The organism is Paraglaciecola sp., assembly GCF_030730205.1.
Classification (GTDB): Bacteria; Pseudomonadota; Gammaproteobacteria; order Enterobacterales; family Alteromonadaceae; genus Paraglaciecola.
This window is the reverse complement of the sequence record NZ_JANQVQ010000295.1, coordinates 22,879-30,632: the sequence shown is the minus strand read 5'-3', so window position 1 is coordinate 30,632 and position 7,754 is coordinate 22,879. Positions and strand designations below refer to the sequence as shown.

General features: G+C 42.1%; 6 protein-coding genes. 1 reads left to right on the top strand and 5 read right to left on the bottom strand.

The genetic code is table 11. From position 1 onward, the window contains the following. Positions 1-16: 16 nt before the first annotated feature. The 5 genes from NWQ57_RS18955 to NWQ57_RS18935 form a co-directional block, all read right to left on the bottom strand. Positions 17-2,413, bottom strand: coding sequence for an RND family transporter (locus NWQ57_RS18955; RefSeq protein ID WP_306023746.1), 2,397 nt, complete (start codon positions 2,411-2,413; stop codon positions 17-19). A 1-nt stretch (position 2,414) separates the two neighbouring features. Continuing rightward, entirely contained in the window at positions 2,415-3,371 is a 957-nt protein-coding gene (locus NWQ57_RS18950; RefSeq protein WP_306023745.1) for a VacJ family lipoprotein, read from the bottom strand. A gap of 240 nt (positions 3,372-3,611) precedes the next feature. Next, a complete protein-coding gene (locus NWQ57_RS18945; protein ID WP_306023744.1) occupies positions 3,612-3,989 on the bottom strand; it encodes a hypothetical protein in 378 nt (125 codons plus the stop codon). Between the two features lie 64 nt (positions 3,990-4,053). Further along, positions 4,054-4,797, bottom strand: coding sequence for a tRNA1(Val) (adenine(37)-N6)-methyltransferase (locus NWQ57_RS18940; protein WP_306023743.1), 744 nt, complete (start codon positions 4,795-4,797; stop codon positions 4,054-4,056). A gap of 17 nt (positions 4,798-4,814) precedes the next feature. Next, entirely contained in the window at positions 4,815-5,444 is a 630-nt protein-coding gene (locus NWQ57_RS18935) for an NAD(P)H-binding protein (protein WP_306023742.1), read from the bottom strand. Positions 5,445-5,521: 77 nt separating this feature from the next. On the opposite strand from NWQ57_RS18935, the gene NWQ57_RS18930 reads away from it, so the two are divergent. After that, positions 5,522-7,735, top strand: a complete 2,214-nt coding sequence (locus NWQ57_RS18930) for a S9 family peptidase (RefSeq protein WP_306023741.1) — start codon at positions 5,522-5,524, stop codon at positions 7,733-7,735. Positions 7,736-7,754 lie beyond the last annotated feature (19 nt).

The following is a 7,754-nucleotide window of genomic DNA, read 5'->3' as shown; positions in this document are numbered from 1 at the left end:
GGCGCATTAAGCAAGGTTATTTTTGCTCAGCCCCTTTGCAAAAACGACTTAACATAGCTGGCAATAAGGTCAGATCGGTCAGCAAGGCTACCATCATGGCTAAACCGGTCAGTAAGCCAAACATCACACTGGGCACAAAGTCAGAAAAGCTTAACAAGGAAAAGCCCAGGGTGATGATAAAACTGGTGTACAACAAAGCAAAGCCGATACTGCCGTAAGTTGCTTCTACGGCATCGTCTGCTGATTTAGACCTTAGCTCTTTGGTAAATCGATGCACAAAGTGAATGGTATCATCGACTGCAATACCCATTGCAATAGCAACAATGGTGATCGTCATTAAATCCAATGGAATGTTAAACCAACCCATAATTCCTAGAATTAACATGGTCGACAATATATTGGGAATAATCGCTATTAGCGCTATTTTAAATGAGCGAAAAATACCTAAAAGCACCACAAATAAAGCCGAATAGACAATGCCCATAGTCAAAATTTGCGAGCTGAACAATCGCTGTAATATGTCTTGATAGAGGACAAATAGATTGCCTAGTACAAACGAGTGTGGAACGACTGATACCCCTTCTATGTCTTGTTTTAAGGTTTCAATAAATTCGGCGCGATTTAAGTTTGCCGTGGTATCTTTGATGCGACTGCTAATGCGTAATTGTTGTGTTTGTACCGAAAAATACGAACCAAGCAACTGCTCAGTCAGTGACTTATCAATTAAACGATATATCACTGTTAATTCATATTCGGTCAGAGGTTTACCCTGATTAATGATTTGCGCCAACTCAGTAAAGTTAACGATAGACGTGACATTACCCATGGCTTCAAACTGCTTCATGACAAATTGAACTTTTTGCAAAGACTGCACGGTCTCGGCACTCAACACTAAGTCCTTCTTTTGTTGTTGTTGCGGGATGGTGTAAATAACATCTAATTGAGTTGAGCCTCCAAATTGCTGATCAATAAACGATAACTCTTTGAACACTCTTGTCGATTTATCAAAATAGTTAATAAAACTGTTTTCAACACTGAGCTTGCTTAGACCTATCGCACTGCCAATCAATAAACCTAAACTGATGAACATAATGAGCGTTCTATGGCCCATACTGATTTGCTGCAGGCCATTGATTATCCATTGACTAAGTCGGTGGTACTGCGTTTTGTCTTGACGTTTTAACAAGCTCACCATAGCGGGGAATAGTATTAAACTGACTAAGATAGAAATTATCATCGCCACTATCATCATCCAACCAAACGACACAACAGGCTGAATTCCACTGAACAATAAAGAGCCAAAACCAACACAAGTTGTTAGGCCAGCGTAAAAGCATGGACTCAATTTGTTGATAAACGTTTGCTGCACAAGTTCCTGTTGACTGGCTTTTGGTTGCTGTTCTGCCTGCTGGCGGTACTCCACCAGCAAATGGATAACAATCGCAAGGGTCAGTATGAGCTGCAAGGCCACAAAATTTGATGAGATAACCGTGGTGCGTAAATCCAATAAACCAAACAAGCCAATAGTCAGAACCACACTAATTGCACAGCAAATTATCGGAATAAACACCCAGCGTAGTTGCTGAAAAATAACAAATAGCAATAAACAAATCATGAGAGCGATGGCACTGCCAAACACCACCAGGTCGCTTTGAATAATATCAATCAATTGAAAGGCCAAAACTTGGGCGCCACCCAAATAGATAGTAGCCTGCTTTTCGAATGGCTCAGTAATTTTGTAGATGTCTGCAATTTCTTGTTGGCGCTGCTTGTTAAGCTTTTGCTCCAAAGGGTCAGCTTCTTGTCGTAGCTCATCGATTTTTCGCTGATCGTCTTCGCTCAATTCATCACTGAGCACTTTCTTTTGAAGCTGAGTAATGTCTTGGTAAATGGTACTTAAGCGCTCATCCTTTTTAAATACAATTTGGATGGCGGTGGCGCTCATCGCTTGGTTAACTAGCAAGTCGGTATACAGCGGATGTTCATTAAATATTTGACGCATATTCTCGGGTGAAAATTGTTTCGCTTGCCAAGTCCAATCATCTGGATTTAATTTTGCGTCAAGGGATTCCACTTGCGATAAGAGTGGCACATTCAATATATGAGTAACCGCTTCGACACGATCCAACTGACTGAAAGCTTCGCTAAGCTGAGTGATGGCTTGAAAAGATTGCTCAGAGAATACATCACCCTCCTTAGGCTCGTAGGCCACTAAAATAAATTCTTGCGGCGCAAATCGTTGATTGATCAGTTGAGACTCGATGTAGAGCTTATTGTTTTTGAGCAGCAAAGTTTCAGCAGAGGCATCAATTCGAAAGTTCTGTACAAAAAAACCTAACATTAAACTTAAAAGTACAAACAACCCAATCATCAACTTGTTATGTTGAGTAATAAAACGCGCCAGCATAGGCATATTAGTCCTCCTGCCCTGATTGAGAAGTAGCGGACTGACTCTGCGTCGCCGTTGGCTCTACATTGGAAGTTTGCCCCTTTGAATAAGGATTAAGCTGAAATGCTTCGCTGGGCATCGCGCCCTCTTTAAATTGTTGGTCGCGCATCACACCTTGCAAATACAGGTTTCGAAAGAACAAATATGGATCTTCACTTTTTTGCTCTAAGGTTTCATAACTGTCTGCTTGAGGGGCAAACTCATGGAAGCTGCCATAACTTTGCAGATAAATAGTCTGAGGAGAGTCCGCAAATGTGTTTATGGGATGCACGATACCTTCGATTAAGGTAGAAAAGCCATTACGTGTGTCGGTCTGCCCTAAAAATGGCAACACGAGAAAACTGCCATATCCTACGTCGTATGAAGCTAAGGTCTGATTTAGAGTGGCTTTTTGTTCTTTTATGTCAAACCAATGGTCAGCGGGATCAAATAAACCTAATAAGCCTACGGTAGAATTGATCAAAAAACGACCTACGCTGCTACCAGATTCTGAGCCCTTGCCCTGCAAAAGATGATTAATCGCATTTAGGGGCTCCCGTAAATTACTGAAAAAGTTACTTACCCCTCCTCTAACAGGCTCTGGTACTACTGCTTGATAGCCATGACTGGCGGGAATAAAGATATTCTTGAAGACAAAATCGTTGAAAGCAAACACAGGCCGGTTGAAACTTTCAAGGGGATCGCTGAAGCTCTCTGGTTCATAGCTAACTACCGTGGGGGCGAGCGTAAAAGAACCATGGGAGCTTTCGATCTCCATTGCCTGTGATTGAGCATTAGTAACGGAGTCTGATTGAGTTTGATTACTCGCACATCCACTACTTAACATCACTGCAATGACCAATAAAACACAAGAAATCATATTGGCCATCTGCGGTGAGCTTTGCCTACGCTGAGCGAACAAGCTTCTGGTAAAAATGTTCATCAATTCTTCCTTATTATTAGTAGTGAACGCAGGCAAGGTTAATATTACTTGCTGTAAACCTTTGTTGATTAGGCCGTTAATTCAATACCTTTCTTATTAAGGCATAACTAATACAAGGTTTATTCCAATCCTGCAAAACCCAAATACACTGACTTTGCGGCCTTATAGGTGGCAAATAGCCCCTTCATTGTGAGTCACTTGTTCCATGCTACTAAGTAAAAATTACTCACCTTTAGCAGTTTATATATAGGCCTTTACGATGCGAGAAACAGAGCCATGGAAGATAGGAAGGTTAATGCCCGACTCGATGTGATCAGCTGTGTAGGCGTATAAACCAAATAAGTTATCTCGACTGTGGCTCATGATAACCGCGAATTTAGGACTGGGATCCACATTGGCTTTGAAGGGGTCAAGTACGGGGATGGTATAACGGCCAAATTGCAGTAAGCCGATTTGTCGACCATTTTGAAAAATCACTCGGTCAAACAAGGGCATTGATAAGATGGCATAGATAGCAAATTTAGGCACTTGAATGGGTACGCCCTGCCACGTTACTTCTACAATTTGCAGCTCCTCAATCAGAGAACGAATAGAGTCTGGCAACTTAGATGTATGCATCACTTACTCCCATCAAGGTTGATTGGTTAATTCAGCTCAGTTGAGCACGTTCACTTAACTTCCTTCAAAATCGTAAATAGTACGCCTTGCATAACTCGATATATTGCTGCGAATACTGCTTTGGCTGCGTATAAATAACGAGGTTGTCACACTGAGCTTGAGTTGAGTATCGACTGAATTTCATCATTTGACGAATGATTTTTGCCCCCTCAGTACTTCGCACTTGGATTTGATGTTGTAAAAATAAACCTTGTTTAAGCGCATTTTCGATAAATGCATTGCTTGTATCGCTAGGCAAAACACAATAAAAAGAGCCGGATTGTGCCAAATGAAAGTCTACCTGTTGCAGTAATTCCGTATGCGTTAAAGCACCGACTTGCCTTGCTTGAATCCGCGACATATTTTGCTTGGCTGCATTTTGTTGATTAGTTTTATGATTCTCAGCAAAGTAAGGTGGATTGCACATAATTAAATCAAATTTTTGCGCTAACGCACTTTGGTGCCGCAGCGTTTGTAGGGGGAGATGGGCAAAGGTGAGGCGCGGTTCCCACGGGCTGTTTTTTGCGTTGATTTGTGCCTGAAGCACTGCATTGCTATCAATATCAATTCCCAGAATGTTGCAATCTTCGGCGGTTTTTTGTGCGAGCATGAGAGCCAATAGACCTGAGCCTGTGCCAATGTCTAGGATGTTTTTGCTAGCCTGGGGGGCAATCCAACTCCCTAGCATAATACTGTCGGTACCCACCTTCATAGCGCACTGGCTATGCTCAATATAAAAATGCTTGAACTGAAATCCTACTGAAGCCATACAACCTTCCCTACTCCCTAGAATCGTTGTAGACGAATCATTTGTGCTGCTACCTCATAAGCGCTCACTGGGCGATACTTAGCTAATTTCCCTTTAAATAAAGGTGCCATAATTTTAGCCAAGCAAGCCCCCAGCCATTCACCAAAACGCTTTTCTTCACGCTCACCCAACAGCAAAGAAGGTCTGACTCCACTAGCATGCTCTAAGCCGGTCATCTTCATGATGGCATTTTCTAACTCGCCTTTAACACGCAAATAAAAGTTACGGCTTTTTGCGTTTGCCCCAACCGATGATATCCAAACAAAACTTGCTGCTCGTTGGGCTCGCGCGAGCTGGGCGGCAATATGCACATATTCGAAATCGACGCGACGAAAGTTTGCACGGCTACCAGCCTTTTTGATGGTAGTGCCCAAACATACATAGATATGCTCAGCGCCAAAATATCCTTGGTACTCATCGAGCCGATTAAAATCGATGACAAGGGGTTGCAGTTTTTTATTTGAGTCTATAAACAGATTTTGCGCCAGAGGTTTGCGTAACAATAAGGTTACGCTTTCATAACGTTTATCTACAAGCAGTTGATTTACAAGTTGTTTTCCAACTAAACCTGTGGCACCTAATACTAAAGCATGGAATTTATCAGACATGTTTTACCTGTGGGTAGAGAGCGATTACAATGTTCAGCTGACTAGATAACGACAGAAATAACAGGATACTGATAATAATGAATAAACTCACCTGTCTTTTACTTTGTGGACTCAGCTTAATGACCAGTACAAGTTACAGCGAAACACTCACCATAGAACGCATCTTTAGCTCTCCTGCATTAGAAGGTGCTGCCCCGCGCAGCTTAAAAGTATCACCAGACGGTAAACGCGTCACTTTCTTGCAAGGCAAAGAAACGGATTACGAACGTCTTGACCTATGGGAGTACGACTTAAAAACGAAAAAGACTCAAATGTTATTTAATTCTGATGAATTAAGCTCTGGTCCAGAAGAATTATCTGATGAGGAAAAAGCGCGTCGTGAACGTATGCGTTTGAGCGGCAGCGGAATAGTGAGTTATGAGTGGTCGAAAGATGGCAAGGCCTTGTTATTTCCTTTAGCAGGGGATCTTTACTATTTTAAATTGGGTGACAAAAACGCGATTCAGTTGTTGGATACGCCAGAATTTGAAACAGATTTTCGTTTGTCACCAAAGGGCAATTATGTGTCTTACGTGCGTAACCAAGACTTGTATATCAAGCACATCAAAAATGGCGTCGAAACCCGCCTAACCCATGATGGGCAAGGCCCTATTAAAAACGCCATGGCTGAGTTTGTTGCGCAAGAGGAAATGAACCGCATGACTGGCTATTGGTGGTCACCAGACGAGCGTTTCATCGCATATACCCAAATTGACGAAAGCCCTGTGCAAGAAATCACCCGAAGTGAGATATATGCCGATTCTATTGAAATGATTACCCAACGCTATCCTTCAGCTGGCACCAACAATGTAGCGATTAAATTGGGTGTGTTAGATGTAGCCAAACAATCTAGTCGATGGATTGATCTGGGCGAAAATAAAGATATTTATTTAGCCAGAGTTGACTGGATGGCCGACAGCCAACGTCTTAGCTACCAAATCCAACCGCGCGATCAGCAAACTCTTGAACTGAAAGCGTATCATTTACAAAAAAACACCCAAAACACCTTATTACAAGAGAACAGCGATACTTGGGTCAACCTGAATAATGATTTGCATTTTTTAGCTGATAATAAACATTTTATTTGGGCCTCGGAACGAGATGGCTACAAACATTTATATTTGTACAAGACCAGCGGCGAGTTAGTTAAGCAACTAACTCAGGGCGCGTGGGTGGTGAATGATATTGAAGCCATTAATGAAGTAAAACAACTTATCTATTTTACTGGTCGTAGAGATACTCCCACCGAAAGTCACTTGTATTCTGTCTCACTGAAAGACGGTGAAATAAAACGGATTAGTCAACGTGCTGGCTTCCATTCTATTTCATTCAGTCAAGATGCGAGTATTTACGTGGATAATTTCTCTACTACCAATACGCCTCCCCAAGTAAGTTTACACCGGGCTGATGGTAGTCAGATCACGTGGTTGAGTGAAAATAGCATTGATGAAGAGCATCCGCTTCATGCCTATCAAACGCAGTGGGTGAAACCACAGATATCAAGTTTTAAAACCGACGATGGTACTGAGCTCTATTATCGTTTGTACAAGCCAACAAACCTGCAAGAAAAACACCCTGTCATCGTTTATTTGTACGGCGGACCTCACGCGCAAATGGTAACCAACAGTTGGGGCGGAAACCGTGGCTTGTTAATGCAATATTGGGTGAACAAAGGCTATGTGGTTTTTACCGTAGATAACCGCGGATCAAATTATCGTGGGAAAGCATTTGAAGATCCGATTTACAAAGCGATGGGAGAAATTGAAGTACAAGATCAAATCGCTGGGGTGAAGTTTTTACGAAGTTTGCCCTATGTCGATGAAACGCGTATTGGTGTGCATGGACATAGTTACGGTGGTTATATGACCTTAATGAGTATGTTTAAAGCCCCCGATTACTTTCAAGCGGGTGTTGCAGGTGCACCAGTTACCGATTGGGAGCTATACGATACGCATTACACTGAGCGTTATATGGGCAACCCCAATACCGATAAAGAAGCTTATACTGCGTCTTCAGTATTCCCTTATGCAAAAGAGTTAAAGGGCGACTTACTTATTTATCATGGCATGGCCGACGACAACGTACTGTTTACCAATAGCACCAAGCTATATAAACATTTACAAGACTTGGCTATCCCCTTTGAAGCAATGGATTATCCTGGCAAAAAACATAGTATTCGGGGTAAGAATACCGGTATTCACTTGTACAAAACGATTACCAACTTTTTTGACAAACATTTCGGTATGAAATAACCCGAGCATTCGTCGCTAC

What these genes read in the sequence shown, in the direction of transcription:
- NWQ57_RS18935 (WP_306023742.1), bottom strand. Translation starts at nt 5,444, where the DNA reads ATGTCTGATAAATTCCATGCTTTAGTATTAGGTGCCACAGGTTTAGTT.
- NWQ57_RS18945 (WP_306023744.1), bottom strand. Translation starts at nt 3,989, where the DNA reads ATGCATACATCTAAGTTGCCAGACTCTATTCGTTCTCTGATTGAGGAG.
- NWQ57_RS18950 (WP_306023745.1), bottom strand. Translation starts at nt 3,371, where the DNA reads ATGAACATTTTTACCAGAAGCTTGTTCGCTCAGCGTAGGCAAAGCTCA.
- NWQ57_RS18955 (WP_306023746.1), bottom strand. Translation starts at nt 2,413, where the DNA reads ATGCCTATGCTGGCGCGTTTTATTACTCAACATAACAAGTTGATGATT.
- NWQ57_RS18930 (WP_306023741.1), top strand. Translation starts at nt 5,522, where the DNA reads ATGAATAAACTCACCTGTCTTTTACTTTGTGGACTCAGCTTAATGACC.
- NWQ57_RS18940 (WP_306023743.1), bottom strand. Translation starts at nt 4,797, where the DNA reads ATGGCTTCAGTAGGATTTCAGTTCAAGCATTTTTATATTGAGCATAGC.